This is a genomic window from Bacillus sp. M5A3_1b (assembly GCF_053345335.1).
Genome location: NZ_JBKEZY010000004.1, coordinates 393340 through 418683 on the forward strand (window position 1 = coordinate 393340; position 25344 = coordinate 418683).

The window sequence follows — 25344 nt, forward strand, 5'->3', positions numbered from 1 at the left end:
TTTTTCACGGTTTTTGTTGATTTTTATTTAATTTTCATTTCCTTTGAGGTGTATGCATTATCACCTTTCATTATCCATTCATGACCCGAATAACCTGTGGTAATTGGCCCTCTGGATGAAACTTTAACGTCCACACGATCTGTAATTTTAGCATTATCCCGTGATGCCTCTTTAGAAGACCCATCATCAAAGCTAGCTCTTACAGTCATTTTGTAAAAATGAGGTTCATTTTTTTACGCAGTGTAGGCGTATCCTGTAGCTTTTCCTCCGCTTCCATCCCATTTTCCATAAGAATCCCAACTAATCGAAGCAAATGAAACAGAAGAAACCATACCTAATAAACAAGCAGTTAGCCCTGTTGTAGCTAAAGTTTTTTGAAGTAAGTTTTTCATATAAACTTAATCTCCCTTGTTTAATATATTCACTTAAATATTTAAGTATTTTCAGGCCTTGTCCTCATTATACATAAAAAAAATAATCTTATATCATTAATTCCTAATTTTAAAATTTATTAACACAACCCTTACATTCCCCTGAACTTTCCGTCATAAAACAAAAAGATGGTATGAAACTCCAATTCACACCATCTTTTTACTAAAATTATTTATTTGACCGTATACAAGGAAGAATATATTTCACAATCAATTCCCATCTATCCCCTGCATTCGGTATAATTTCAGAGGCAATCACCACCACCAATTCCCTCTCCGGAATACAACAAATCACATTCCCACCATCGCCCATTGCACAGTATGAAAAGATTCCATCCTCTTCTCGTAACCACCATAAGTAACCATATTGATTTTGGTTCATTTCTGTCGATTCTTTTATCCATGATTTTGATAGTATTTGTTTTCCATTATGAATACCTTCATTCAAATACATCTGTCCAAACTTAGCCGTATCCCTAATCGTTAACGTTAGTCCCCATCCGCCCGTCGAAATATCGTTTGGATCGTGAACCCATCCTTTTACATCTTTTCCGAATAAGTCATCGAATCCAAATGCTTTCATATTGTAGTTTGGAATTTCTCTCATGCCGAGTGGCTGAAATAAGTATTTATTCGCAAATTCACGCGCATTTTTTCCTGTTGCGTTCGTTATGATCGCTGATAGTATATGAGCTCCTGCAGATGAATATTTAAAGTTTCCAATTTCTCCGCCGTTCCCTATCCTATTTAACGTATATTGTATCCAATCTTGTTGTGTACATAGTTCTTCTAACGGTTCCTGCCAGTCTACGAATGGATGTGGAGCAGTCATCGTAAGAAGATGTCGTACTGTTATTTCAGATGAATGAACGTTATATTCCGGGAAAAATTCTATTACTTTTTGATCAGCACTTTTTATATAGCCTTTATCTATACATATCCCAATTAGCGCAGAGATTATCGTTTTTGTAACTGATGCTACATGAAATGCATCATCTGGACCTTGGCCGTTATAATATTTTTCAAAAATAACATTACCTTTCCGCACTACTAACATACCATTCATATTTTCATATTCTTCTTTTATAATCTGATCTAACTTTTCAGCAGTTTTCATTATTCTTTCCCCTTTAACCTATGATTAAAAAGGTTCGATAGGTACATATATATCAACTATATGTTTATGCTTTGGATGCTGCTTTGGATCATTTCTATATACTTCAAAAGGATACGAGTCTCTCGGTTTATATCCGCTATTTGGAAGCCACTCACCGTATAAGAAATCCCATGCTCCTTTATATTCATCTTGGAATATTTCAAAATGACCTACTGCATACTTTCCAGAAGGTATTACCATTATTCCAATGTCGCTCATTTCTACTGCGGATTCATTCGGAATTGTTATACAAAGACTCGTTCTTAAATGATTGTCTTCTGTAAATTCATGATGATCATGATAAATGGTTAATACTTTCGTATCCTCGAATACATGGTAGTTTTGCTTCGATGCGTAATAAAATAGTTTCTCTATCATTTTTGGAAAAGCAATCGTTAACTCTTCATATGTACCGATATGCCTTATGTATGCGACGTTTATATCGTCTGCTGATACAATTTCAACATTTCCTCGAACCTTCTTACACTCATTGTATTGAGAAGTTCCGCTTACGTCTTTGCAATTCTTGCTATTGTCGTTTCGATATTGAGACGGACTTACTCCGTAATAATTTTTAAATGTTCGGGAGAAAACTGCTGAATCTGTGAATCCGAAGTGATACGCAATATCTGTAATCGTCATGTCTGCGCGATATGTAAGTAGATTCGTTGCCCTTTCTAACTTCAATCGGTTTACATACCGAGATAATGGCTCGTCTACGATCCCTTTAAAAATCCGATGAAAATGAAACTTTGAAAATCCTGCTACATCCGCTAGCTTTTCAATTGAAAGTGGATCATCTATGTTTAATTCTATATAATCTTGCACTTTGTAAATGCGTCTTAAGTACTCATTTCTACTTTGTTTACTCTCCATACTTTTATCTCCTCACAACAAAAAGGCTAACGTTAAGCTAGCCTACTTTTATACATTTTTCAAAAACAAAACTCTACTACCGCCATTCCCATCATAATTTGTATGTACCGATACACCCTCTATCTCATCATCCCCGGCCTCAATTCGAAAACCGATTTCTTGATGAAACTGTATCGACTTTTTGTTAATTGGTGACGTGATTGCTTTTATAACTTTACGGTTATTTGCACGAGCTACATCGAAGAAATAAGAATACAATGTCGATGCGATTCCTCTTCTTCTATACCTCGGATTTACTCCGATAAAATGAACGTATGCTTCATCTTTATGCGTTTGGGAAAAGAATCCGCATAAAAAACCTAACGTTTCTCCCTCTTCTTCAATGATAAAACTCGTTTCTTGAAAGTGAACGAAGAACAATTTTGGCAACATACTAGCCATATCTCTCCCGCCCCACCATTCATTTAATACGGAATGAATCTTTTCATAATCTTCCCCTTGGATGTTTCTAACTCGCATATGTTTCTCCCTCTCACTCACTTCATTTTTTCATAAATTTTAATGACTGTTTCTACTAAAAGGATAAATACCCATATCCCGCAAAATACAAGAACAGACTGGAATATCGATCCAATTATCATAACACCAACTGCACCTGTTATTGAAAAGGATATTCCACCAAGCCCTGGATCCCGTATAAATGCTCCAGCAGAAATAGCGGTTATAATAGATACTATTAAATAAATCACACTCATTATTTTTAATATTTTTATAGAAAGATACGAAGTTTGTTCTTGCTCCACTTGTGATAATTCGATTTCCCCGCTTGCAATTCCTTTTTGCAAACAGTCCTCACATAGAAATTCTTCCTTAATTTTTTTACCACCGTGCAATGCACCTGTAATTTCTTTACAGCGCGTACACTTTCGATTTATCATTTTGTTATCACTCCAATCTCGTAAGATTATACTTATACAATTTTATTTTTACCTTATTATTCCTTTTATGTATTTTATAGAGAGGTGACGTGTTTTATGATATCTAAACTTACTTTTGGCTATAAAAAGCCTACTGAGCAATATGTATTACGACCTAGTTGTTATGCAATTATTTTCAACTCAACTTCTTCAAAGATTGCTGTTATCCAAAAAGGAGAACGCTACTTTTTACCCGGCGGCGGTATAGAAGGTACTGAAACAAAAGAAGAATGTTTGCACCGTGAACTACTAGAGGAATTAGGATGGGCAATTAAAATTGATCAGTATATCGGTAATGCGGCTCGATATTTTTATGCAGAAAAGGAAGATATATATTATTTAAACGATGGATTTTTTTATATTGCGAATATGGTGCAGAAACAAACTGAAAACTGTGAGGAGGATCATGTTCTAAGGTGGATGTCTCCATTGCATGCTATAGAGCTTCTCATACACGATCATCAAAAATGGGCCATTGAACAAGCGCTTTTATTACAAAAACAAAAAGGATCTCCTTCTATATGAAAGAGATCCTTTTTATTGTTAACTTACTTTTTTCAAATTGAGAGCTGGCTTTTTGATTCCACCTTTTTTTACAACATATAAACCGATGAAGATAATAAGCCCGCCAACTAGTTGCATCAAATTAATTTGCTCTCCAATGGTTACTGCCGCAAAGATCACTGCAAACAATGGCACAAGATACATATAAACCATTACTTTCGTTGAGCCTATTTGACTAATACCGACATACCACATTGCAAGTCCGAATATGGTCGCAAAGACGATTGAATATGCTAGTGATCCCCAGCTTGGCATATCTACTGGCCGCGTTAGTGTGTTTACATTAAGTAAACAGTATATAACGAGAGGTACAATTCCAATTAAAGTAGACCATGATGTAACTCTCATTGCGGAGTATTTTGTAATGAGTGGTTGCGCTAAAATTGGATACCATCCCCACGCAATTGCTGCGACTAATCCAATTATATTTCCGAGCCACGCATACTCGTAAGTAGCTCCTCCTGTATGTCCTGTTAATAAAACGAATGCTGCACCAACAAAGGCCACTATTGAACCAATTTGTACTTTCATCGAAAAACGTTCTTGTTTGTGCAATACTGCTAATATCCCTGTAAAAATAGGTGACATTGCAATTAATAATGAAGCGTTCGTTGCTGAAGTATATTTCACAGATAGCATAAACATCGTTTGATACATTGTCGTTCCAACGATGCCGACTGCTACTAATCGTAACCAATCTTTTCTTTCAATACGTAATGAGCGTTCCATTATAAAAGTAATAAGTAATAATACCGGTGATGCTACTAAAAATCGTAAACTATTAAATTGAATGGATGACATATATGCCACGCCATACTTTCCTATTGTATAATTTGCTCCCCATACTAATGCAACAGATACTAGGAGCCATTCCATTTGCCATCGTTTCATCCGAATCTCCCCTTCCATATTTAGCATAGTAAAATTGGCTGGATATAACACCGTCCAATTGGCTGTTTTTTTACCCAGCCAATTTGTTATACTGAATGTATATAAGAGATGCGGAGGTGTTTGTATGGAATGGAAGCTAGATAACGACAGTAAAATTCCTATTTATCAGCAAGTTGTTGACTTTATTGAAAAACGTATTACATACGGAGAACTTCCTCCAGGTAGCTTCCTCCCTTCCGAACGGAAATTAGCCACACAGTTAAATGTAAACCGAAGTACAGTAACGACTGCTTATAATGAACTACGCGCTATGGGAATTGTAGAAAGTACGACTGGTAAAGGTACACGTGTAAGTACACATATGTGGGGCGTTTCTCCAACATTAACGCCGAACTGGAGAAATTTCGTAGAAGGTGGTACGTTCTTACCAAACTTACCATTACTTCGCCATATTCGTGCGGAAGTACAACAAAATGAGAACATAATTGATTTCGCAAACGGGGAGCTCGGTTGTAACCTCTATCCTCACGATCAACTACAAACGATTTTACGAGAACAACCGTTAACGCATTCATTAAGTTATGATCATCCGCAAGGGTATCTCCCGCTAAGACAAGCGGTCGTAAAATATATGAAAGAACATTTAAAAGTTGAAGCGACTGAGCAATCCATAATGATTACATCTGGTGCACAGCAAGCACTTCACCTTATCGTGCAATGTTTATTAAATCCAGGTGATGCAGTTGCTTTCGAAAGTCCTTCACACTGTTATTCCTTACCGTTATTCCAATCAGCAGGTATTCGTATTTTCCCATTACCTGTCGATGAACACGGTATTAATCCAGACGATGTGCACGAGTTATATAGAAAACACCGTATTAAAATGATCTTTTTAAATCCGAATTTCCAAAATCCTACGGGCACAATGCTTCATCCAAACCGTAGAAAAAAACTGTTATCACTTTGCGCAGATTTACGAATTGCAATTGTGGAAGATGATCCGTCCAGTTTACTTACGTTAGAAAAGAAACAACCTTGCCCTACTTTAAAATCAATTGATGAAAATGGAACAGTCATTTATGTACATTCCTTATCAAAAATGATTGCACCAGGTTTACGAGTTGGCTGGCTTGTCGCTCCGCAGTCTGTAGTAGAAAGGTTATCCGACGCAAGGCACCAAATGGAATTAGGTATGAGCATTTTCCCGCAGTGGCTTATGCAGCAATTTTTCGAAACTGTACCATTTCAGTCTCATATCGTACCGTTACGAAAACAATTAGCAGAAAAAAGAGACGTTATCGTTCGCGCCTTAAATGAGCAACTTCACGATAAAATCTCTTTTTCAAACCCGACCGGCGGTATATACATATGGGGAAAATTAAAAGAACCGATAAACGAAAAACAACTTATTATGCAAAGTTTAAAACAAGAAATTGCATTTATGCCTGGTAGTATTTTCGGCGCGAAAGATGGTTATATTCGTTTATCTTATGGAAAAGTGATTATTGATCAAATTGAGGAAGGTATTTCTCGTTTGCGTGAGGCTATTTTAGTTTGTGAAAAATAACTTTACATAAAGCTCTATCGTTTGACAAAAGAAAAATCTACCATTATTATCAACACGAACCTAGTTATCCCGCATTAACGGGCAATAAAACTCCCACCTCAAAATTCAGCTGTAACAAAGAAGTTAGGTAGGAGATCAACTGCCCGTAAATGCCCGATTGGTTCAACTAATAATCAGTGGAGGATGAACCCCTCCACTGATTAAAGTTTCACTTTATAGGAGCGATAAAAATGAAAATTTACGTTGATGCAGATGCTTGTCCTGTAAAAGATGTGATTATTTTAGAGGCTACGAATGCAGAAATCCCTGTAACCCTCGTTACTAGCTTTTCTCATTATTCTAATGCTCAGCAGCCTAAAGGTGTGGAAACAATTTATGTTGATTCCGGGGCAGATGCTGCAGATTACCGCATTATGCAGTTAGCAAAAAAAGAAGATTTAATCGTAACACAAGATTACGGTCTTGCTTCGCTCGCTTTAGCAAAAGGCTGTATCGTTCTACACCATAAAGGCTATAAGTATACGAATGATAACATTGAACAATTGTTACAAACACGATATTTAAGTGCAATGGTTCGAAAAAGTGGTAAGCGTACAAAGGGGCCGAAACCATTTACAGCAGAAGATAAAGAGAAATTTAGAGCGCTCTTTAAAAGTATGATTGCATTATAAAAATGAAACTTCTATTTGTAGGTAAAGCTTTATAAAAAAGAAGAGAATATCGGAATGAACATTCTCTTCTTGAGGTTTACCCGTTTAAAATGAAGGTAAATTATCTAAGTTATTTTCTTTTATTCCATCAGGCTCACTACGTATAATATCTCTTCCATACTTATGAAATACGTCCACATGAGCTAACTTCCCTGATTTTGCTTCACTAAGAGCAGTCATATAATCTAACTCTCTCCCGCTACTTGTTTTAAAAGCAATTAAATCCCCATCATCATTTTTACGAACGGCAATAATTTGTTCTGCTCCTGAATTGACTTCATGGTCTACTTCAAATTGAGCTTGCTCTTCTCCTTGATGTAAGTAATCATTATAAACTTTTTCAAAGTCTTTCTTGTCCATAACATTCACCTCCAACACATTTTATTAGTATGGTTGGGAGGTGGTGGTTTTATGTACCTTTTTATTACCTTAACAAGTCTTTACTACTCCAAATAAAGAATACAGGTCATTTTTTGTATTCTAATACAAATCTATTTATAGTTTCTTACCTTCTTAATTTAAGCTAAATTTAAGTGTTAATATTTTCCTGACAACTTTATAATTAATTATATCGAAACGAAATTTGAAATGGAGAATGATTCAGGTGAATATAGATATTAATCGCTTAACTGATATTTGTTTAGAGTATCAGCAATCTAGATTTTATGTTACTAGAATCCCTAAAGATTTCTTATCAATTGCCCATAAACGTTTTTCTATACCAAAGGATGATCAAGTTATTGCTTTTTTAAGTTGTAATTTATTTGGATCAGGCAAGTATGGTGTTTACTTTACGAGTTCGGGTTTATACTGGAAAAATTGGTTATTAGGTAAAGGAAGTTTGAAATTTGATCAATTAAATGAAGTGCAACAAATTGAAATTGATAAAGATGGTTTCTTATCTTTTGATGCACAAAAAAGCTTCAATATTAACGGGAGTGATTATCCACCACTGTTATTTAAAGAATTACTTATAGCTCTTACGAATTCATTCCAAAATTCAAAACAACATGATATACATCCAATTATAAAAATGGATGAGATAAAATCAATTTGCTCATTATTTGAAACATACAATGAATTATTAGAACCTGATAACGGATTATTTGTAGACACTCATATTTCAGACAAAAAGTTAAAAGCAATTGAGGCACGATTTATCGTTCCAAAAGAAGAACAAATCATCGCTTTTTTAGATACATCTATCCTTGGGAATATGGGGAAAGGATCTGATGGAGTATTAATTTGTGAATCAGGTATATATTTTAGAGAAACTTTTGTACACTTATATTTCCCATGGCATATCTTTAAAAATATACCTATTACTTTAACATCAGATGAATTTGAAATTGGGAAAAGAAATATATTTCATCTTCAACATGCTAGAATGGCTAGTCAAGATGTTTTATTGTTCATGAAGAATTTAAAACAGTATGTGAATAGTTTATATGAAGAACATCCACAATTACATATTTAATACATTTCTTATTACATACAAGCACATGTATAGTTAAGTCTAAAATTTCAATTCAACTAAAAAACCGATTATTTTTGTATAGAGCCTACATGTATAATCGGTTTTTTAATCTTATTCTTTTCTTACGTACTCATTTATAATGGCATCTAGTGATTTTTTAATACCTACGCAAACCCTTCAAAGTCTCCAATATATCATCTGTAAAGGCTGTACTACCTTCTGCCTCTAAAACTCTGAAATAAAAACTTCTTAGGAAAGTTCTAATATTTTGTACTAAAATAGCATGCTGCGGATGTCGGATATCTTCAACAGTTGCTATGCTATGTAGCCAATTGCTCCACTCTTCTCCAGTTAAAATATTTTGGTTACGTAACGACATAATTGGCGCTACTAATCTCTCATCTTCAAAGTGCACATACACGTAATCACTCAATCGAACCTTCTGACGAACAGCAGCTAGTATTGCATATGAAAACTCACGATTTTGTATAGTACGTGCTAACGCATCTAGTGCATCAGCCGCATGCGCCGTAGAGTGTGCCCAACCTTTTCCTTCTACGTAACCTCTTACATCTTCTTCTAAATATACATATTCCAACACTTGTTCTGCCACACTGTACAGTTGTTCTTCAGATAAAAGTGGTTCTCTTTCATGAACAGATAAAATAAGTGGTGGAATTAGTACGGAGAATGCACGTTTAAATACAGAGTCTGTGCCCTTTTCACCAATTTTATAAAATAAATAATCAGGACTAATTGCTTGTAACATTAATCCTCGTAACTCTTTTTGTCTAAATACATCATTTGTAATCCATGTGTGAAGCGTACTATAAATTAAATCATCACGTAATTCAGCATCAGGTGAACCGATATAATCTAACATCCACTGCGCATATGGATATGCATCTACGTCTTCTGGTACAGCATAATTATTATTTTTAATTTGTAGTAGTTCTTCTTTTAGTTCTAGTACTTCATTCATTATATTTCCTGTCCCCTTTTTACTTTATTAACATATTTTCGCCTTATCCCCTGTAATTACCTATCCTTATATGAACTTGATTCAATTATATATAATTTCTCCTGATAAATAAAAGGAAATACATTAGAACATCGCAGTCTCTCACTTTGTTTACATGCATTTCATGTCAGTTTAATTTATAAAATAAAGGATGTTTTTTCTTCTGTATTCAAACGTAGTTACAATCAAAAGTTGCATCATTTTAGAACTTGTTTAATAAATTCTGTTTTAGCTTTTGTATATGCTTCTCTATCTCGGTTAAACCTTTTAGCTAAATCTTGTTTAAGATTTGAATAATCATAAACTAATTGTGGATTTTCTCGTAAGCGGTTACGAAATAAAAGTTGTTGCTCCCATCTCTCAGTTCCTTTAACCATTAAATGCAGGTGAGCTACACGCCTATTATTCTTAACTTTCACAAAGAACCTTCTCCAAGGTCTTTCATCTAATTCTGGGGTTACATAATGCCAATTATATATGGCCAATGTAGCTGAAATATGTAGTACTCTTTCAAATGAGTCTATTTCAGCCATTAGATCAATGATAGGTTTTGCAGGTAAACCAGGTATGGATGTACTTCCTATATGTATTACTTTGCTTATACCTAGAGGAGCAAGCAGTTCATATAATTGCTGCTCTTCACATCGGCCTTTATCTTGCCAATCAGGATTTGCATTCACTATCTCTACTGACTCATTCGCCCATACAGGCCAATTGTTCGGATTCTCTTTTGTATCCATCCAAAACATCTCCTTTCACGAATTTTTTGCTGTATAAACAATATTAAATTTCTTTAAATACAACTACTGGATCATCAAAGTTATTATTCCGAAATATAACATCCGCACAACTTTTCGGATTATGCTCATCTATATACATCTTACAGGCCGCGTGATACCTGTTTAAAAATATTTTCTCTGCTTCTTCATAACTTCCAAAAGCTTCAGTTTCCCGCTTAGCACCACGTTTTCTCGCCATCTCAAAATTTGTATCTACAAAGATTTTGTAATCAAATAAATGCGCAACGTCTTTTTTCAATAGAAACGTTCCATCTACTATTAATATCATATTTTGTGTGGCCAATAGCGGCTCAGTATGTACAGGCATATCCGTTATTAAGTTATGAGAAATCGTTTCATACTGTAAATTCCCGTTAGGTCCTAAAGGCATTAATAATCTTTCTTTGAAAGCTGTATAATCGTGTGCATCTTCGTAATACTCTTGCAGACTCTTTTCCTTGTGCATAACGAATCGCTCGCGGATTATGAAAATCGTCAATGCTGGCGCGTGTTACTGGTAATCCTCGTTTTTTTATTTCTTCCGCTAGTTCGTTTGCAAATGTTGTTTTTCCTGAAGCTGTAATACCACTTACTCCAACTCTTGTTGGATGTGTTAAATTTAATTTTAAAATATGATCTGCAATTTCTTTCATGCGTTGTATTCGGTTCATGATATTTCCTCCTACAGTTAGTTTACATAAAATAATTACAGGTAACAATCCGTGTCATTATTTGTCGGTAAGTCGATATATCGAAAAAATCGTTGATATATTATGATTAGCTTACTTTCCCTTAAACCCTCGATATAAAGCAGTCCGTAATTCTTGTTTGTATTCTTCAATTTCTGGCATATCGAGTTCTTCTGCTAGTCTGATAGCTAGTTCAATATCATATGGTACACGTACGAGTTGAATAGAAAAGCTCGCTGCTTCTTTTTCATTGTAAGTACCTTCGAATATTAAATAGGAAGCTTGTGTAATTTCAAGAGGATTACCTACACTACCAGCATTACATAACGTTTTCCCTCTGAAGTTTTGAACGAATGCTTGGTGAACGTCACCGTAGCAAACGACATCTGGTTTTCTTTCCCCTTCTATATTCTCTGTCAGCTCACTGTTTTCAAACATACTAATACGCTCTTCTCTTAAGGCATGTGGCTGAATTCTTTCATATAAACTTCTCGGCGATGCGTGGAACATACGAATTAATTTGCCACTCATAAAAAATTCGATTGAAAATGGTAAGCTTCTTAAATAGTCATTTTGTTCTTCCGATAATTGTTGTTGATGCCATTTTAACGCTTCAAATTCCGTAGGTTTTGTGATGAAATCATCCCAGTTCCCCATTACAACTCCATCACATTCTTTACGAATGATTTCAATCACTTCACTAGAATGAGGACCTTTTCCGACTAAATCTCCAAGACAAATGATGCGCTCAATTCCTCTTACTTTAATATCTTGCAGTACAGATTCTAAAGCTGGAATATTACCGTGAATATCTGAAATTACCGCTATTTTATCCATATGAATCCCTCCATTACTTATTGTTTATTATATCCTCATGTTGTGATTGATACCATTTTGGAATATAGGATGAAAAATTGTTATGATCTTCTAAAATTCCTTTCAATCTTTCCTTCATATCATCTACTAAATGTGGCGTGCTTCTGTTTGTCCATACGATATCAGCTGGGAATGTCATTGCTGCATATAATGAGTACAACTGCCAAAAGTGAAGTGACGGTTCTCCCACGCAATAACCGTGAACTTGTCCAACCGCAAATGGTTTACTTATTCTTGTAGTAAAGATCGCTACGTTATAAAAATCATGTATTGGATCGCCAAAATCATATCCACCAAAATCGATAACGATAAACTCTTTATTATGAATCATACTATTTGCTGGATGGAAGTCATCGTGTAAAAAGGTAATAGGGCGATTTTTCAATAATTGTTTATGCTCCCCTACAAAACTTAATACTGGCTTCAAATCAAGGAAGTCTATTTCATAGTTTGCTAACGCTTCTACGTATCTTTCGTATTTATTCCATCGAACTGTTTCCCATTTATTACTTGCACTTTCTTTTCCAATTGAGTGGATCCTCTTTAATACTTCCCCTGCTTTTCTTCCTGCATTATACTGTTCTTCCACCGATAGCTTCCCTAAACCTTCTTCAGCATTTACACCTTGGGTCCATTCAAATACTTGTACACATTTATTTAATTCCTCAAGTTTTATGAAATGAATTAACTTGGGCGTTGGAATATGTAATAACTCTAATTGTTTCATATACGTATATTCTTCTTGTTTACGTTCAAAATGAACAGCATCACATACTTTCACAAAATAAGTTTCTTCGTTCTTTAATTCAACTTTATATTTTTCTTCATGTGAAAAACCTTTTGAAATAGCTGTACACTTTACAATACGAGGCCATTCTAGTTGTCTCTCTATCTCTCTAAGCATTTCCTTCACGACATTCACCTCTATCAATATATGTACAAACTACTTAACACTTCATGCTCTCGTTTATTGTCACCTTTAAACTCCACTGCAAATGGATATTCGCCATGATGTTTCAAACGTTCTAGTACTAACCCTTCTCCTATTGGTTCACAAAACTGCACATGAACATCACCAAATGATACGCTTTGACACTCCGCATTCCATTCTTCATTTTTAACGACCTGGCTTGCAGTTAGCCCCATTACTTCTTTCCATTTCTGTACTGTTTCTCGAACATTTTTCACTGCGTAATGAATCGTTTCAATTTGTTGTACTTTGTTTTTATGTTCAGTGATCGTCCCTATGTTACGTAAATCGTTTCTTCTTTCTTCATCCGTTTCATTCCACTGTATAAAGAATGGTAATTTCGGTCCGTTTTCCTCTTGCTTTACAAATAACATTTTCCATTCTAAAAGGCGGCCATCTTTTCTCATACGTTTCCCTTCAAATGGTCCTATCGTATGTAAACCTTGCTTACTAAACTTAACTGCTAGGTCTTCAATGGCATCTACTCGAATTGCGATTTGTAGCATTCCTTCTCCGTCTTCTAATTTTACTACTGTTTCTTGTACTAATGGATTGTCTGCTTTCTTCGCTTTTTCTTCATGCTGAACTGCTAAAAATTCTATATATGATAAATCAAAATAACATAAACTATTCCAAGTACCCCAGGTCGTATGCTCTCCGCCTATTGCAGTATGAAATCCACGCTCCTGCATTTGTTTTGCCGCTTCCTCCGGTGTACCATATACTGCGTGTACGAGATGATCAAATCGTAACATGTCTTTCTCCCCTTTCTCTCCATCCTTTTATTGTATATTTTATTTTTCTTTCATTCAATTCAAAAAACTTTAAAACCTAGTTGATTTATACGATTAATATGCATTATAATGAAACAAATTTAATTATTGCTGATTGGAAAAACCAAAGGCACTTTTCTCATACGGGAAAAGTGTCTTTTTCATTTATTATTACAGGGGGATTATTTATGCAGAAATTAATTGTCTTTGCTATTATTGGATTTTTCGCTCAATTGATTGATGGGGCGCTTGGAATGGCGTATGGGGTAACATCTACCTCACTATTATTAATGTTTGGTATCGCACCGGCTGTAGCTTCCGCTTCTGTTCATTTAGCTGAAGTCGTTACAACCGCCGCTTCTGGTGCATCTCACATCAAATTTGGAAACGTTGATAAATATACCGTTTCCAGGCTTACATTACCAGGAGCAATTGGCGCATTTATTGGGGCATGTTTTTTAAGCAATTTACCTGGCGATGTAATTAAACCGTACATTTCCGTATTTTTATTTACTTTAGGGGTTTATATTTTATTACGATTCATCATTCAAAAACAAATTGTTACTTCAAATAAACGTATGTCTGCAAAACAGCTTGTTCCGCTTGGCTTATTCGCTGGATTCGTTGATTCAACTGGTGGTGGTGGCTGGGGTCCGATTACGACACCTGTACTTTTGGCAAGAGGAAATGAAGCTAGAAAAGTTATCGGATCTGTAGATACGAGCGAATTTCCTGTTTCACTCGCTGCAACAATTGGATTTTTCATTTCACTTGGATGGGAACAAGTAAGCTGGGTTTGGGTATTTTCTCTCATGCTCGGTGGTATCGTTGCGGCACCGATCGCTGCATGGTTAGTGCGCATCGTTCCTTCTCATTTACTTGGCGTATTAGTTGGCGGCCTTATTATCTTTACAAACATTCGTACACTGCTTACTACATTTAAAGTTGATCCAACTATTATTTCACTTTCTTACGTGGCAGTTGGTCTTGTCGTTATTATTTCTATTTTCATTGCTGTTCGCAATCATTCCAAGCGTTCTAACGCATCGACAGCTGGATATCCGAATGATCAAAAACAAATGCTACCATAACGATAAAAATACCGCCCGATATACTTCGAGCGGTATTTTTTATTGTTCTATTTTCCAATTAATCATCGTTTCTGTAGTGCCAATTCTCTTCATATGTAGTTTCTCTAATACACGAATCGAGCTAATATTTTCAAGAAGTGTCTCTGCAATAATCGTTTCTACCTCTTCTGTTTGAAAAGCCCAATTTATTAGCTCTCTTACAGCTTCTGTCGCATACCCTTTATTCCAATATTTCTCAATAAATCCGTAACCAATTTCTACTATATGTTCCTCATTTGGTTTCCCTTTAAACCCTATATCACCTAGAACGATGTCATCTTCTTTTCGAATGACATACCACGCACCCCAAGGTAATACTTCCTTATCTTTTTTTACAGTTTCTACATGTCCTACAATATGTGGACCACTATCATATCCTTGCTTGCTCGCAACGTGCATCCTCTCTTCTGTACACGGTACTATATAGAGCCTTTCTGTTTCTAATTTCATGTTGATTTCCCCTTTTCAATTAAACAATACTTCAATTTTACCAGAAATAAAAAGAATATTCATTCTATTCATCAGATTTATACTTATTCTTTGAAACGAATTTAAGGAATAATCCTCTTTTAATAGTTATGTCGAATTATATTTTCTGAATTTTCTTTTAATTTTAGAGGGTTTTTCAATATTTTTTGCGAAACATTTGTATAACAATTTTTTCTTTGCTTATTGTTACATAATAGTAAGTTCGGGTGGAGTTTTGCAAGCGTTTCCTATACAATAACCGATATTTTTTGACTTTTCCTAACAAAATATCTTGCAATATATTCAGAAAGTCATTACAATTGCCATATATTAAAAATCTTAGCAATATATCAAATCCTCATCAATCCGATGAGGTAGAGGTTGCGACTTTTATGAGTAAAACGGACGAGACACAGAGAATGTCACCGACTCCGTTTGAAAGGAAAAGTTGCCGAAGTTTATATTTCTTCTCTGGAATTATGAGCTGGGGCTGTCTCCGAAAGGAACAGAACTGTCACGTTTACAAAATTACCGTGTAAACGTGGGGTGCTATCTTAACGGAAGGGTATGATGGGGTGGTTATTTGTGAAACGTTCCGCCAAATTCCTTTGGCGGTTTTTTGTATTTTTCTCCCCCGTTCCTTCCTATCTTACAAGAAAAGGAGTGTTGAACATGAATAGCGCAACGAATCAAGCTACCTCTAAAACGCAAACTACACAAGGACAAGGTGAATTAAAACGCGGATTAAAATCTCGTCACCTTACGATGATTTCTCTCGGTGGTACAATCGGTACCGGACTATTTCTTGCCAGCGGTGGTGTCATCCATTCAGCTGGACCTGGTGGCGCATTAATTGCATACGCCGCAATTGGGATTATGGTTTACTTTTTAATGACAAGCTTAGCTGAACTCGCAGCTTACATGCCTGTTACTGGATCTTTTAGTACTTATGCAACAAAATTTGTTGATCCGTCCCTTGGCTTTGCACTTGGATGGAACTATTGGTATAACTGGGCCATTACAATTGCTGCTGAACTCGCTGCTGTAACATTAATTATGAAATTTTGGTTCCCTGATACCCCTTCTCTTATTTGGAGTGGATTATGTTTAGCTATTATTTTCCTTTTAAACTATTTATCTGTTAAAGGGTTTGGTGAATCTGAATATTGGTTCGCACTTATTAAAGTAGTTACTATTATTATCTTTTTAATTGTCGGCTTTATGATGATTTTCGGAATTATGGGTGGCGAAACTGTTGGCTTCAAAAACTTTACAGTTGCAGATGCACCATTTAATGGCGGCATTATGGCAATTATCGGTGTATTTATGGCTGCTGGTTTCTCCTTCCAAGGAACTGAATTATTAGGAGTAGCTGCTGGTGAAACTGCTGATCCAGAGCGTAACATTCCAAAAGCAATTCGTTCTATCTTTTGGCGTATTCTTTTATTCTATATCCTTGCGATTCTCGTTATCGGTTTATTAATTCCTTATACAACTGAAAGCCTTGCCGCAAGCGATGTTACAGTAAGTCCGTTTACACTTATTTTTGAAAAAGCGGGCGTTGCCTTTGCTGCTTCTGTTATGAACGCTGTTATTTTAACGGCAGTACTATCTGCTGGTAACTCTGGTATGTATGCATCAACTCGTATGCTTTGGGACTTAGCTCGCCAAGGTAAAGCACCAAAATTCTTAGGCAAATTAGACAGCCGCGGTGTACCTGTTAACGCATTAATCGTAACGTCAATTGTCGGTAGTATCGCTTTCATTGCTTCCTTATTCGGCGACGGTGTTGTATACATTTGGTTATTAAACGCATCTGGAATGTCAGGCTTTATCGCATGGGTCGGAATCGCAATTAGTCATTACCGTTTCCGTAAAGCATATATCGCACAAGGTAAAGATTTAAAAGACTTACCATATAGAGCAAAATGGTTCCCGTTCGGTCCAATCTTCGCATTTGCACTTTGTGTCATCGTAATTTTAGGACAAAACTACGGTGCATTTATGGGTGAATCAATTGATTGGAACGGCGTACTCGTTTCTTACATCGGTTTACCACTCTTCTTAGTACTATGGTTAGGATATAAATTTACGAAGAAAACGAAAGTGATTCCACTTGATAAATGTGAATTGAAATAAAGTGAAACGAGCAAACAAATATGTTTGCTCGTTTTTTATTCCAATGCTTCTCCCTTCCCTATTGCTCCTGTTTTTGCAATAATAAAGGAAATATACATAAAGGTTGGGATACCATGAACATTCGCATTACTGATGAAGCAAAAGCAGCTATACATAGATTAGAACGTGAAGACAAAAAAATCATTCGCATTAGAGGAACAATGACAAACTCTTGCAGTATTTTCATTGATGTTGATTTAATTTGGGATACATATGATGCAGATGATGTTGTATATGAAGATGCTGAGTTTATCGTACAAATGGATTCATTTACGAAAGACTACACTGGTGATACGGTGACACTTGATTATAAAACGACAGGTTTTAGTATTACGACTCCGAGTGAGACTTTAGTTTATGGGTTGCCGATTAAAAAATAAAAATTATTTTCAGCTGATCAATGAGGTGAAAAATGGGTAATTATGTTCCGTTAAAATTTTTATTTAATGAAGAATTAGCAGAAATAATGGCTGATTCTATTTGTAAACACGATCCTAATTTCTCTAAAAGAAACTTCGTATCTTCCGTCACATGTAAAGTTGAAAATTTAGAGTTAAAGCAACGTATAGAAGTAATAGCAGATGAATTACATACTGCATTACAAAAAGATTTTAATGAAGCAATACATATTTTACTGAAAACATTGGGACCAGAAAACACAACAGAAGTAGGTACATTTACAAACGGCTATATGTATATGCCTATTGCAAAATACGTTGAAAAATATGGGCTTAACGATTTTGAAACCTCATGTAACGCCATGTATGAAATAACAAAAAGGAATACTGCTGAATATGCCATTCGGCCTTTTCTCAAAACATACCATGAAAACACACTACACATATTACAACAGTGGATTCATGACGAAAACAGCCACATTAGGAGATTAGTTTCCGAAGGTACAAGACCAAGACTTCCTTGGGCTAAAAAAATGGGAGCTCTGAAAGGTGACTTTAAGAACAATTTACAGCTTCTTGAACCATTAATGAATGATCCTTCTAAATATGTCCAAAAATCAGTAGCCAATCATATTAACGATATTACGAAAGACGATAAAGAACTCGTTTTTCAATGGTTGCAGCAGTTACGTGATAAACAGCATCCTGTTAACCCTTGGATTATAAAACATGGGTTAAGAACGGTAATAAAAAGTGGTACTTTGCCAAAAGATTTTTCTTTTTAAGTATTTTAAACAAAACCGCTTATGCTTCAAAAATGAAGTATAAGCGGTTTTCTCTTTCAAACATTACCCTTGTCTTAAAATATTTTGAAACATTTTTGGCTTATTTCGTTCAAAGCTTTCTATAAGTTCTTTTCCAAATATCGTTATACTCTCCTCCCAAGGATGGCCTAAATAGCCCCACTTAAAGTCTTTCTGAATAAAGAAGTAGTAATCTCCATTCGGAAATACAGGTATCATCCACTCATCAAATTCATTTCTTTCAAACTCAAAATGTGGATTCACCCAATAACACTCATGTTGCCAATCCAGTGCCATAATATATTCATTTGATCCTGTAATTTCTTGAAAAGCTTGTAACGCTTTATCTTCCAGATCGCTATATATATTTATATCTATCGATTCTCCAAAGCAATGAGAAATATCATATGTTACAAAAGGACTTGGCACCTTAAACGATGGGAATATAGAAACACTTGGTGAAAACTTAAGTTCACTATATATCTTGTCCCAAATTTGATTATTCTCTTTGTCCGTAAACTCTATCCAGTTTTCCATTAAGCAACTACCTTCCCTACTAACTTCAAAGGATTTACACTCGATTATCCCGAATATATAAATAACCATTCTGACAAGGAGCGAATGTATATGAATCTATTCGAACACGAAACGTAAAAACGTTCCCCTTTAATAAGAGGTCCTCCTTTTTTTCTTTTTTCATCATATCATTTACTTACAAAATAGGAGGATACAATTATGAAACGTGATCCATTATTTTTAACTTTATTAGAAAGTGCTAATACAAATTTTAGCGGTTGGGATTTTTCTTTCATTTCAGAAACGGGTCGGATGAAGAGCGCACCTTTATCGTGGTCGTATGGCAGCGCTGCTTTCCAGCTTATGCAGCATGCAGAATCAATGGTAGATATGGGCACTGGCGGCGGAGAGTTTTTATCTATGTTACAACCGTTCTCATCAACTATTTTTGCGACTGAGGGCTATGCTCCAAACGTGCCGATTGCTCGGAAGAAATTAGAACCTTTAGGGGTTACAGTTATAGAGGTAACAGATGATACTGCTTTACCATTTCAAGATGGTCAGTTTAATTTAATCATAAATCAACATGAATCATATGCTGCTTCTGAAGTAAAAAGAATACTTTCTCCTAATGGAATATTTTTTACCCAACAAGTTGGTGGTCTCGATTGCGCGGAACTGAATGAACAGTTTAACACACCGCTAAATAGCGAATTTGCAAGTTGGTCGCTTGAAGCGGCATGTTGTGAGTTAAAGGAAAATGGATTTACTATTTTAGAAGAAAAAGAAGAGTTCCCTTTTCAACGCTTTTACGACATTGGCGCTATCGTCTATTATTTAAAAGCGATTCCGTGGCAAATTCCTGATTTTACTGTCGAAGGTTACAATGAGGAATTATATCGTATACATGAAATCATCTTACAAAAAGGTTATTTTGATGTGAAGCAACATCGATTTATGATTAAGGCAATTCGCAGTTAATCATGGAGTATATAAAAAAGAGATGGATCTACCATCTCTTTTTTATTTTCAGTCGATATTTTCTATATTTAAATACTTCGTTTCACAGTAATAGCCTTTGCCGCCAACATAAACCTTTTCTATTTTATTGTTGCTATCGGTTGCTAATTTAACTAATATTTCGGAAGGCGAGTGTAAAGAATAACCTTGTTCAAATACATAGACTTCTTTTTGTAAGTAGCGCTGTTCATACAGGTAGCAAGCTAATGCACCGTTTGAAGTTCCAGTCGCTGCTTCTTCATTAATGTCGTATAGCGGAGCAAAGTTTCTGCATATAATTCGATTGTCATTAAAAGTATATAGATGCATCCCGACAACATTATAATACTTGCTGATTTCTTTAATTTTTTCAAAATTAGGTTGCATTGTATGTAATTGTGTTTCGCTTTTTATAGGAATTAAAATATCTTTTAAGCCCGTGGAGACAATTTGAATTGGGTATGTATTGTCTATATCTTTAATGTCAAAGCAGTCGATAAACTCATTTGGAGATATAACATCATAGAATATCGGTTCGTTTTGCTCCATGAATATGATGTCATCTTTTATGGTAATAGTAAGAACACCGCTGTTCGTTTCAATCGTATAGCGATTCTTGAAAAGTTTATTTACATGCATCAGTATCGCGAAAGAGCCAATTGTGGCATGCCCACATAAATCAACTTCCTCTTTTGGTGTAAAATACTCAATTTTATAATCAGCAATTTCAGACTCTGATATAAATGCGGTTTCCGCATAGCCCAGTTGTTTAGCTATTGCCATTTTTTGAGTAGTGGTCAATGTATTCTCCATAAATACCACTCCTGCTTTATTTCCGCCTTTATGATCCTTGCTAAATGCACTTGCAACATAAACAGATATTTTCATAAGACACCTTCCTTCCTCACTTATAGTAAATTGTAGCATAAAACGTACTACGTATATATATTGTTGGATAAATTCGTCATAAAGCTAGAGACAAACTATTTTTTAGCATCTGAACTCTCCAAAAATAGTTTGTCTACAGCCTGAGAGATGGATCTACCATCTCTTTTTCCCGTTTATTTAACAAAAATTTGTGGCAGCTTCTAGATCATTAAGTAAGTTCGCTTCTCGCAATCGCATCAGCTAATGTAATAAGTTGCTCGTGCGTTATCTTTCCGGCTAACTTTTCTTTTATAACTTTTTCCATTTCTTTTGTAATGGTCATACCTTCTATTTCTAGGCTCGCTTTAGCTGCCTCGAAAGCTTTATTCAGTTCATCCTCGCTTTTGAATGCCATAATTTAAGTTATCTCCTTCACATCATTTTCATTTCTTTTTCTAATGAAGCAAATTGTGTACTTATACATACGTCCATTTCCTTCCCTTTACACATGAGTTATTTAGCTTATTTTTAAGTAAAAACACTCGCCTTACAATTCCTTATCACATAATATATAGTACAACTTTCATACGTAAGCACTTTACGTAAAGCGAAAGAATCCTTTTTAGAAAGGAGAATTAACATCGATACTATAAGCAATGAATTTCTAAAACTTTATTACGACAGCAACGTTTGGTTACATGATACACACTGGCTCGGGGTCCCCATTTTCAAACTTCCCTCTGATCTTTTTTTGTATCAAGAAATTATTTACGAATTAAAACCCGATTTAATTATTGAATGTGGCACTTGTTATGGTGGTAGCGCATTGTATTTAGCTTCTATATTAGATTTAATTGGAAAGGGTCACGTTGTTACTATTGATATATTCCCTCAACCAAATCGTCCATCCCATGACCGAATTACGTATGTAACAGCTTCTTCTGTTTCTGTACATGCCGTTCAAACTATATTAAATATGCGCAAACCTGATGATGTGATTTTAGTTATTTTAGATTCTGATCATAGTAAAGATCATGTATCAAAAGAACTTTTACTTTATAAATCTATCGTTACTACTGGTAGTTATATTATTGTAGAGGATACATCTATTAATGGAAATCCTGTTTCTCCCGATTGGGGCCCCGGCCCAATGGAAGCTGTAGAAGAGTTTTTAGCTAAAAACAACAACTTCATAATTGATGAATCTAAACATAAGTTTTTCATTTCATTTAATCCAAAAGGTTTTTTAAAGAAGATAAAGTGAAACTTTAATAAGTGGGGTTGTGTATAACCCCACTTATTCTATAATCTTCATTTTTGAAAAAGGATAATATACAAATTCCACTTTGCCTATTATATTATCTTCTTCAATATATCCTAAGCCATTTCGACTATCTCTACTAAGTTCACGGTTATCTCCCATTACAAATAATTTATTTGGCGGGATTTTCGTCTTTTGAAAGTTATAAAACACTTGCGTATTATTGAATAAATCTTTATTTGTATACGGTTCTTCTTGCTTTTTATCATTCACATATACTGATCCATTCGTTATGTTAATTACGTCACCAGGAAGTCCTATTACTCGTTTTACATAATATTTCGACTCATCCTCTTCCTTTATAATGACAATTTCTCCGTGCTCTAAATTTGAAAAATGTACTGCTGCTTTATTTACAAATACGTAGTCTTCTTCATATAAAGTCGGTTGCATCGATTTCCCTTCCACTTTACATAAAGTAAAAGAATGATAGGATACTACCAAAACAAACACGAAGAGTATGTATTTCCTCCAGCCTCTTTTAATCTCCTGCTTCATATCCATTCCCACCTTATTTAAACGCTTTTTAACTCAAAAAATATATCACTGCACAATATGTCTCCATGCAGTGATACTATTTTTACTGGGCCTTGTTCGGCTGTTCTACTGGGACTGGATTTCCACCCGCTCTTTTCGTTTTCAATTCAAAATACGCATCCAAAATCTCTTTACCAATCGCGGAATTAATTCCTGATTTGTCATCATTCACCCAAGGTACAACAACTGAAAAAGCTACTTCCGGATCAGCATCATATGGTGCATAACCGGCAAGAGTTAAATTATAACATTTTTTCCGGTTATTGTTTTCATCTCTTCCAATATCACTTTCTCCACCGTATACAGTTTCAGCTGTTCCTGTTTTTCCAGCTGGTTTATACGGTAATCCTTTAAACGTTGCCGTACCTGTTCCGTCAGTTTCTTGAAAAACTCTTCTAAATCCTTCTTTTACATGATTAATGTATGAAGTGTCCATATCCACTCGATTTAAAATAACTGGTTCAATAGACCGAACAACTTTTCCAACATCCTCTGGTCTATGTGGTTGCTCTCTCACTTCTTGCACAATTTGTGGTTTCATTCGGTATCCGCCGTTTGCAATTGTTGACATATATTGAGCAAGCTGAAGCGGCGTATATGTATCATACTGTCCAATCGCGTAATCAAGTAAAAAACCAGGTATGTTATCTGTTCTACCCATTTGACCAATCGATTCATTCGGTAAGTCAATTCCAGTCGGTACACCTAAGCCAAACTGTCTAAAGTAGTAGCGCATTTTATTAAATGTCTCTTTTTTAATATCTAACGGATTGTTTGGCACATAATTAATACCTGCCATTTTTAATGCTGTATTAAACATATAAACGTTTGATGAAACTTGTAAAGCCCTTAAATCATCAATATCACCAAAATCTTTCCACGATTTCTTTGGCTTAGTACTTCCTTTAAAATACATTGGTGCATCAAAGAAATGCGTATACGGCTTAATTGCTTCAGTTTGATATCCGGCTAATAACGTAGCCCCTTTCACAGTTGACCCTAACTCATAAGAACTTGTCATCGTTCCTAAAGCGAAGTCTTCTATTTGCATTCCGCCATCTTTATTTACAATTTTCTTTCCTGCCATTGATAAAATTTGGCCGTTTTTCGGGTTCATCATTACAACGAACGCGCGATCCATCATCGGCTCTGCAGAATGAAATGCTCGTAAATTCTTTTCAAGACTTTCCTCTACTTTTTTCTGTAACTCCATATCTACTGTTAACATTAAATTATTTCCGCTTTTTCCTTCGGTCACTTTTTCAGTTCGAATAATATTTCCTGCTTTATCCGTAATATTTTTAGACTGTTCTTTCGTTCCATGTAATGCATCTTCGTACTGTTTCTCGATGTAACTCTTACCAATGCGATCATTTCGGTTATAATCACGCACTAAATAATAATCTAACTGTTCTCTCGGCAAGCCCTCATTTTCAGTAGAAACGCTACCAAGTATGGAACGAAGTATTTTATCATTTGGGTATTCACGTTCCCAATCCACTGTCGTATCCACTCCTGGCAAACTTGCCAATCTTTCACTTACGATTGCATATTCATTTTGACTTACATCTTTTTTAACAATTTGCGGCGTCATTTTATATCCCGCATTCATCCTACTTTTAATTGCTAGTACTTCTAAATCTTCTTTTGAAAGTTCGTTTAATTCTTCTTGCGTAATTCTTTCACGACGCAACTCTTCAACTTTTTTATCTAATTCTTTCCCCTCTATCTCTTGCTTCCTAAATGCACTCTCATCTTCTTTCGTTACTTTTTCTGCTGCTCGCTTTTCATTTAACTGCATCCAAAAATCTTTTTTATCTGTTTCTGTCAACTTATTTATATCTTCTGGCGACATTTCAATAAGCTGAGCTAAATTTCTTGCTACTTGTAAAACTTCTTTCGAATCTACTCCTTTCATTTTCGTATATGTAACGGTTCGTAGTGGTTTATTATTTACAATCACTTGACCTTGCCGATCAAACATTTTCCCTCTAGGAACAGGAGTGCTTACCGTTACATCTTCCTTTTTGTTCACTTCATTTCTATACGTTTCTCCATCAATGATTTGTACTTTACCTAATTGAATTATAATAGCTGAAAATAAAAGAAAGACGATAAAAAATAGTACATTTAATCGAAAAGGAATATGAGTCTTTTTCTTTTTCGATTGTTTCTTCTGCTCCTTTTTCTGTCTCATTTCGCTCCCTCACTTCATTCTATTAACATTTCTACATAGAACCATTATGTATCAAATTTATTTATATGATATATATAGAATTTTATATTAATTACTAAAGAAATAAAAGATTTAATTTTCAGTTTTTTGATTTTATGTCCTATTTATTACCATTCCCCTTAATTCGTCATAAC

27 protein-coding genes, 2 pseudogenes and 1 riboswitch are annotated in these 25344 nt (G+C 35.1%); of the genes and pseudogenes, 10 read left to right on the plus strand and 19 right to left on the minus strand.

The genetic code is table 11. From position 1 onward, the window contains the following. Nucleotides 1–23 precede the first annotated feature (23 nt). The 5 genes and pseudogenes from ACLBWW_RS14625 to ACLBWW_RS14645 form a co-directional block, all read right to left on the minus strand. A pseudogene (locus ACLBWW_RS14625) lies at nt 24–392 on the minus strand (hypothetical protein). A 208-nt stretch (nt 393–600) separates the two neighbouring features. Continuing rightward, on the minus strand, nt 601–1548 hold the full coding sequence (locus ACLBWW_RS14630) for a serine hydrolase domain-containing protein (protein WP_098631342.1): 948 nt from the start codon (nt 1546–1548) through the stop codon (nt 601–603). Nucleotides 1549–1572: 24 nt separating this feature from the next. Further along, entirely contained in the window at nt 1573–2463 is an 891-nt protein-coding gene (locus ACLBWW_RS14635) for an AraC family transcriptional regulator (RefSeq protein WP_048547735.1), read from the minus strand. A gap of 48 nt (nt 2464–2511) precedes the next feature. After that, nucleotides 2512–2982 carry a GNAT family N-acetyltransferase gene (locus tag ACLBWW_RS14640; RefSeq protein WP_048547737.1) on the minus strand — a complete coding sequence of 157 codons (471 nt, stop codon included), beginning with the start codon at nt 2980–2982 and terminating at the stop codon, nt 2512–2514. A gap of 17 nt (nt 2983–2999) precedes the next feature. Then, nucleotides 3000–3401, minus strand: coding sequence for a DUF3980 domain-containing protein (locus tag ACLBWW_RS14645; protein WP_048547739.1), 402 nt, complete (start codon nt 3399–3401; stop codon nt 3000–3002). Between the two features lie 96 nt (nt 3402–3497). Here ACLBWW_RS14645 and ACLBWW_RS14650 point away from each other — a divergent pair, with 96 nt between their 5' ends. After that, nucleotides 3498–3965, plus strand: a complete 468-nt coding sequence (locus ACLBWW_RS14650) for an NUDIX hydrolase (protein WP_048547740.1) — start codon at nt 3498–3500, stop codon at nt 3963–3965. 18 nt (nt 3966–3983) lie between these two features. On the opposite strand, the gene ACLBWW_RS14655 is transcribed toward ACLBWW_RS14650, so the two are convergent. Then, complete coding sequence (locus ACLBWW_RS14655) at nt 3984–4895, minus strand: DMT family transporter (protein ID WP_098132505.1); 912 nt, start codon at nt 4893–4895, stop codon at nt 3984–3986. A 124-nt stretch (nt 4896–5019) separates the two neighbouring features. Here ACLBWW_RS14655 and pdxR point away from each other — a divergent pair, with 124 nt between their 5' ends. Next, nucleotides 5020–6462 carry a MocR-like pyridoxine biosynthesis transcription factor PdxR gene (pdxR, locus tag ACLBWW_RS14660; protein WP_098048440.1) on the plus strand — a complete coding sequence of 481 codons (1443 nt, stop codon included), beginning with the start codon at nt 5020–5022 and terminating at the stop codon, nt 6460–6462. 230 nt (nt 6463–6692) lie between these two features. Continuing rightward, on the plus strand, nt 6693–7133 hold the full coding sequence (locus ACLBWW_RS14665; RefSeq protein ID WP_098048439.1) for a YaiI/YqxD family protein: 441 nt from the start codon (nt 6693–6695) through the stop codon (nt 7131–7133). A gap of 84 nt (nt 7134–7217) precedes the next feature. Here ACLBWW_RS14665 and ACLBWW_RS14670 read toward each other — a convergent pair whose 3' ends face one another. Next, entirely contained in the window at nt 7218–7532 is a 315-nt protein-coding gene (locus ACLBWW_RS14670) for a DUF3892 domain-containing protein (protein WP_098048438.1), read from the minus strand. A 244-nt stretch (nt 7533–7776) separates the two neighbouring features. Here ACLBWW_RS14670 and ACLBWW_RS14675 point away from each other — a divergent pair, with 244 nt between their 5' ends. Then, on the plus strand, nt 7777–8649 hold the full coding sequence (locus ACLBWW_RS14675) for a hypothetical protein (protein ID WP_098048437.1): 873 nt from the start codon (nt 7777–7779) through the stop codon (nt 8647–8649). Nucleotides 8650–8806: 157 nt separating this feature from the next. Here the strand turns inward: ACLBWW_RS14675 and ACLBWW_RS14680 are convergent, their stop codons facing one another. From ACLBWW_RS14680 to ACLBWW_RS14705, 6 genes and pseudogenes are all read right to left on the minus strand, one after another. Then, nucleotides 8807–9631: a DUF2785 domain-containing protein gene (locus ACLBWW_RS14680; protein WP_098132507.1), complete on the minus strand. Its 825-nt coding sequence runs from the start codon at nt 9629–9631 to the stop codon at nt 8807–8809. Between the two features lie 236 nt (nt 9632–9867). Next, nucleotides 9868–10410, minus strand: a complete 543-nt coding sequence (locus ACLBWW_RS14685) for a GrpB family protein (RefSeq protein WP_048547756.1) — start codon at nt 10408–10410, stop codon at nt 9868–9870. Between the two features lie 43 nt (nt 10411–10453). Further along, nucleotides 10454–11120: pseudogene (locus tag ACLBWW_RS14690) on the minus strand (hypothetical protein). Nucleotides 11121–11231: 111 nt separating this feature from the next. Continuing rightward, nucleotides 11232–11975: a metallophosphoesterase family protein gene (locus ACLBWW_RS14695; RefSeq protein WP_048547760.1), complete on the minus strand. Its 744-nt coding sequence runs from the start codon at nt 11973–11975 to the stop codon at nt 11232–11234. Nucleotides 11976–11988: 13 nt separating this feature from the next. Then, complete coding sequence (locus ACLBWW_RS14700) at nt 11989–12927, minus strand: aminoglycoside phosphotransferase family protein (protein ID WP_048547761.1); 939 nt, start codon at nt 12925–12927, stop codon at nt 11989–11991. Nucleotides 12928–12941: 14 nt separating this feature from the next. After that, nucleotides 12942–13739, minus strand: coding sequence for a VOC family protein (locus tag ACLBWW_RS14705; protein ID WP_048547763.1), 798 nt, complete (start codon nt 13737–13739; stop codon nt 12942–12944). A gap of 98 nt (nt 13740–13837) precedes the next feature. Here ACLBWW_RS14705 and ACLBWW_RS14710 point away from each other — a divergent pair, with 98 nt between their 5' ends. Further along, on the plus strand, nt 13838–14848 hold the full coding sequence (locus ACLBWW_RS14710) for a sulfite exporter TauE/SafE family protein (protein ID WP_048547764.1): 1011 nt from the start codon (nt 13838–13840) through the stop codon (nt 14846–14848). A gap of 39 nt (nt 14849–14887) precedes the next feature. Here the strand turns inward: ACLBWW_RS14710 and ACLBWW_RS14715 are convergent, their stop codons facing one another. Then, nucleotides 14888–15337 carry a GNAT family N-acetyltransferase gene (locus ACLBWW_RS14715; RefSeq protein ID WP_048547765.1) on the minus strand — a complete coding sequence of 150 codons (450 nt, stop codon included), beginning with the start codon at nt 15335–15337 and terminating at the stop codon, nt 14888–14890. Between the two features lie 385 nt (nt 15338–15722). Beyond that, a riboswitch (Lysine riboswitch) is annotated at nt 15723–15915 on the plus strand. A 112-nt stretch (nt 15916–16027) separates the two neighbouring features. Here ACLBWW_RS14715 and ACLBWW_RS14720 point away from each other — a divergent pair. The 3 genes from ACLBWW_RS14720 to ACLBWW_RS14730 all read left to right on the plus strand — a co-directional run bounded on the left by ACLBWW_RS14720 (nt 16028) and on the right by ACLBWW_RS14730 (nt 18716). Next, the gene (locus tag ACLBWW_RS14720) at nt 16028–17494 is read left to right on the plus strand and encodes an amino acid permease (protein WP_048547767.1); all 1467 of its coding nucleotides are present in this window, start codon (nt 16028–16030) and stop codon (nt 17492–17494) included. 113 nt (nt 17495–17607) lie between these two features. Further along, nucleotides 17608–17913, plus strand: a complete 306-nt coding sequence (locus ACLBWW_RS14725) for an iron-sulfur cluster biosynthesis family protein (protein ID WP_048547768.1) — start codon at nt 17608–17610, stop codon at nt 17911–17913. A 32-nt stretch (nt 17914–17945) separates the two neighbouring features. Beyond that, nucleotides 17946–18716, plus strand: coding sequence for a DNA alkylation repair protein (locus ACLBWW_RS14730; RefSeq protein WP_048547770.1), 771 nt, complete (start codon nt 17946–17948; stop codon nt 18714–18716). 63 nt (nt 18717–18779) lie between these two features. Here the strand turns inward: ACLBWW_RS14730 and ACLBWW_RS14735 are convergent, their stop codons facing one another. After that, nucleotides 18780–19271 (minus strand): DUF2716 domain-containing protein, encoded by a 492-nt coding sequence (locus tag ACLBWW_RS14735; RefSeq protein ID WP_048547772.1) that lies wholly within the window; start codon nt 19269–19271, stop codon nt 18780–18782. Between the two features lie 198 nt (nt 19272–19469). Between ACLBWW_RS14735 and ACLBWW_RS14740 the strand changes: the two genes are divergently transcribed. Continuing rightward, a complete protein-coding gene (locus tag ACLBWW_RS14740) occupies nt 19470–20231 on the plus strand; it encodes a class I SAM-dependent methyltransferase (RefSeq protein ID WP_048547774.1) in 762 nt (253 codons plus the stop codon). A gap of 48 nt (nt 20232–20279) precedes the next feature. Here ACLBWW_RS14740 and ACLBWW_RS14745 read toward each other — a convergent pair whose 3' ends face one another. Together ACLBWW_RS14745 and ACLBWW_RS14750 are read right to left on the minus strand one after the other, a co-directional pair. After that, nucleotides 20280–21137 (minus strand): PhzF family phenazine biosynthesis protein, encoded by an 858-nt coding sequence (locus ACLBWW_RS14745; protein WP_048547776.1) that lies wholly within the window; start codon nt 21135–21137, stop codon nt 20280–20282. A 208-nt stretch (nt 21138–21345) separates the two neighbouring features. After that, the gene (locus ACLBWW_RS14750) at nt 21346–21531 is read right to left on the minus strand and encodes an antitoxin VbhA family protein (protein WP_048547778.1); all 186 of its coding nucleotides are present in this window, start codon (nt 21529–21531) and stop codon (nt 21346–21348) included. 225 nt (nt 21532–21756) lie between these two features. On the opposite strand from ACLBWW_RS14750, the gene ACLBWW_RS14755 reads away from it, so the two are divergent. Then, a complete protein-coding gene (locus tag ACLBWW_RS14755) occupies nt 21757–22380 on the plus strand; it encodes a CmcI family methyltransferase (RefSeq protein WP_053078552.1) in 624 nt (207 codons plus the stop codon). Between the two features lie 33 nt (nt 22381–22413). Here ACLBWW_RS14755 and lepB read toward each other — a convergent pair whose 3' ends face one another. Together lepB and ACLBWW_RS14765 are read right to left on the minus strand one after the other, a co-directional pair. Further along, nucleotides 22414–22935, minus strand: coding sequence for a signal peptidase I (lepB, locus tag ACLBWW_RS14760; RefSeq protein ID WP_048547782.1), 522 nt, complete (start codon nt 22933–22935; stop codon nt 22414–22416). Nucleotides 22936–23017: 82 nt separating this feature from the next. After that, nucleotides 23018–25171 (minus strand): peptidoglycan D,D-transpeptidase FtsI family protein, encoded by a 2154-nt coding sequence (locus ACLBWW_RS14765; protein WP_048547784.1) that lies wholly within the window; start codon nt 25169–25171, stop codon nt 23018–23020. Nucleotides 25172–25344: the final 173 nt, after the last annotated feature.

Excerpts from the sequence above, each read along its gene's own strand:
- ACLBWW_RS14710 (WP_048547764.1), top strand. The coding sequence starts at position 13,838 with ATGCATTATAATGAAACAAATTTAATTATTGCTGATTGGAAAAACCAA.
- ACLBWW_RS14765 (WP_048547784.1), bottom strand. The coding sequence starts at position 25,171 with ATGAGACAGAAAAAGGAGCAGAAGAAACAATCGAAAAAGAAAAAGACT.
- ACLBWW_RS14640 (WP_048547737.1), bottom strand. The coding sequence starts at position 2,982 with ATGCGAGTTAGAAACATCCAAGGGGAAGATTATGAAAAGATTCATTCC.
- ACLBWW_RS14730 (WP_048547770.1), top strand. The coding sequence starts at position 17,946 with ATGGGTAATTATGTTCCGTTAAAATTTTTATTTAATGAAGAATTAGCA.
- ACLBWW_RS14695 (WP_048547760.1), bottom strand. The coding sequence starts at position 11,975 with ATGGATAAAATAGCGGTAATTTCAGATATTCACGGTAATATTCCAGCT.
- ACLBWW_RS14720 (WP_048547767.1), top strand. The coding sequence starts at position 16,028 with ATGAATAGCGCAACGAATCAAGCTACCTCTAAAACGCAAACTACACAA.
- ACLBWW_RS14680 (WP_098132507.1), bottom strand. The coding sequence starts at position 9,631 with ATGAATGAAGTACTAGAACTAAAAGAAGAACTACTACAAATTAAAAAT.
- pdxR (WP_098048440.1), top strand. The coding sequence starts at position 5,020 with ATGGAATGGAAGCTAGATAACGACAGTAAAATTCCTATTTATCAGCAA.
- ACLBWW_RS14685 (WP_048547756.1), bottom strand. The coding sequence starts at position 10,410 with ATGGATACAAAAGAGAATCCGAACAATTGGCCTGTATGGGCGAATGAG.
- ACLBWW_RS14725 (WP_048547768.1), top strand. The coding sequence starts at position 17,608 with ATGAACATTCGCATTACTGATGAAGCAAAAGCAGCTATACATAGATTA.
- ACLBWW_RS14665 (WP_098048439.1), top strand. The coding sequence starts at position 6,693 with ATGAAAATTTACGTTGATGCAGATGCTTGTCCTGTAAAAGATGTGATT.
- ACLBWW_RS14630 (WP_098631342.1), bottom strand. The coding sequence starts at position 1,548 with ATGAAAACTGCTGAAAAGTTAGATCAGATTATAAAAGAAGAATATGAA.
- ACLBWW_RS14715 (WP_048547765.1), bottom strand. The coding sequence starts at position 15,337 with ATGAAATTAGAAACAGAAAGGCTCTATATAGTACCGTGTACAGAAGAG.
- ACLBWW_RS14750 (WP_048547778.1), bottom strand. The coding sequence starts at position 21,531 with ATGGCATTCAAAAGCGAGGATGAACTGAATAAAGCTTTCGAGGCAGCT.
- lepB (WP_048547782.1), bottom strand. The coding sequence starts at position 22,935 with ATGAAGCAGGAGATTAAAAGAGGCTGGAGGAAATACATACTCTTCGTG.
- ACLBWW_RS14655 (WP_098132505.1), bottom strand. The coding sequence starts at position 4,895 with ATGAAACGATGGCAAATGGAATGGCTCCTAGTATCTGTTGCATTAGTA.
- ACLBWW_RS14645 (WP_048547739.1), bottom strand. The coding sequence starts at position 3,401 with ATGATAAATCGAAAGTGTACGCGCTGTAAAGAAATTACAGGTGCATTG.
- ACLBWW_RS14745 (WP_048547776.1), bottom strand. The coding sequence starts at position 21,137 with ATGAAAATATCTGTTTATGTTGCAAGTGCATTTAGCAAGGATCATAAA.
- ACLBWW_RS14740 (WP_048547774.1), top strand. The coding sequence starts at position 19,470 with ATGAAACGTGATCCATTATTTTTAACTTTATTAGAAAGTGCTAATACA.
- ACLBWW_RS14635 (WP_048547735.1), bottom strand. The coding sequence starts at position 2,463 with ATGGAGAGTAAACAAAGTAGAAATGAGTACTTAAGACGCATTTACAAA.
- ACLBWW_RS14670 (WP_098048438.1), bottom strand. The coding sequence starts at position 7,532 with ATGGACAAGAAAGACTTTGAAAAAGTTTATAATGATTACTTACATCAA.
- ACLBWW_RS14705 (WP_048547763.1), bottom strand. The coding sequence starts at position 13,739 with ATGTTACGATTTGATCATCTCGTACACGCAGTATATGGTACACCGGAG.
- ACLBWW_RS14735 (WP_048547772.1), bottom strand. The coding sequence starts at position 19,271 with ATGGAAAACTGGATAGAGTTTACGGACAAAGAGAATAATCAAATTTGG.
- ACLBWW_RS14650 (WP_048547740.1), top strand. The coding sequence starts at position 3,498 with ATGATATCTAAACTTACTTTTGGCTATAAAAAGCCTACTGAGCAATAT.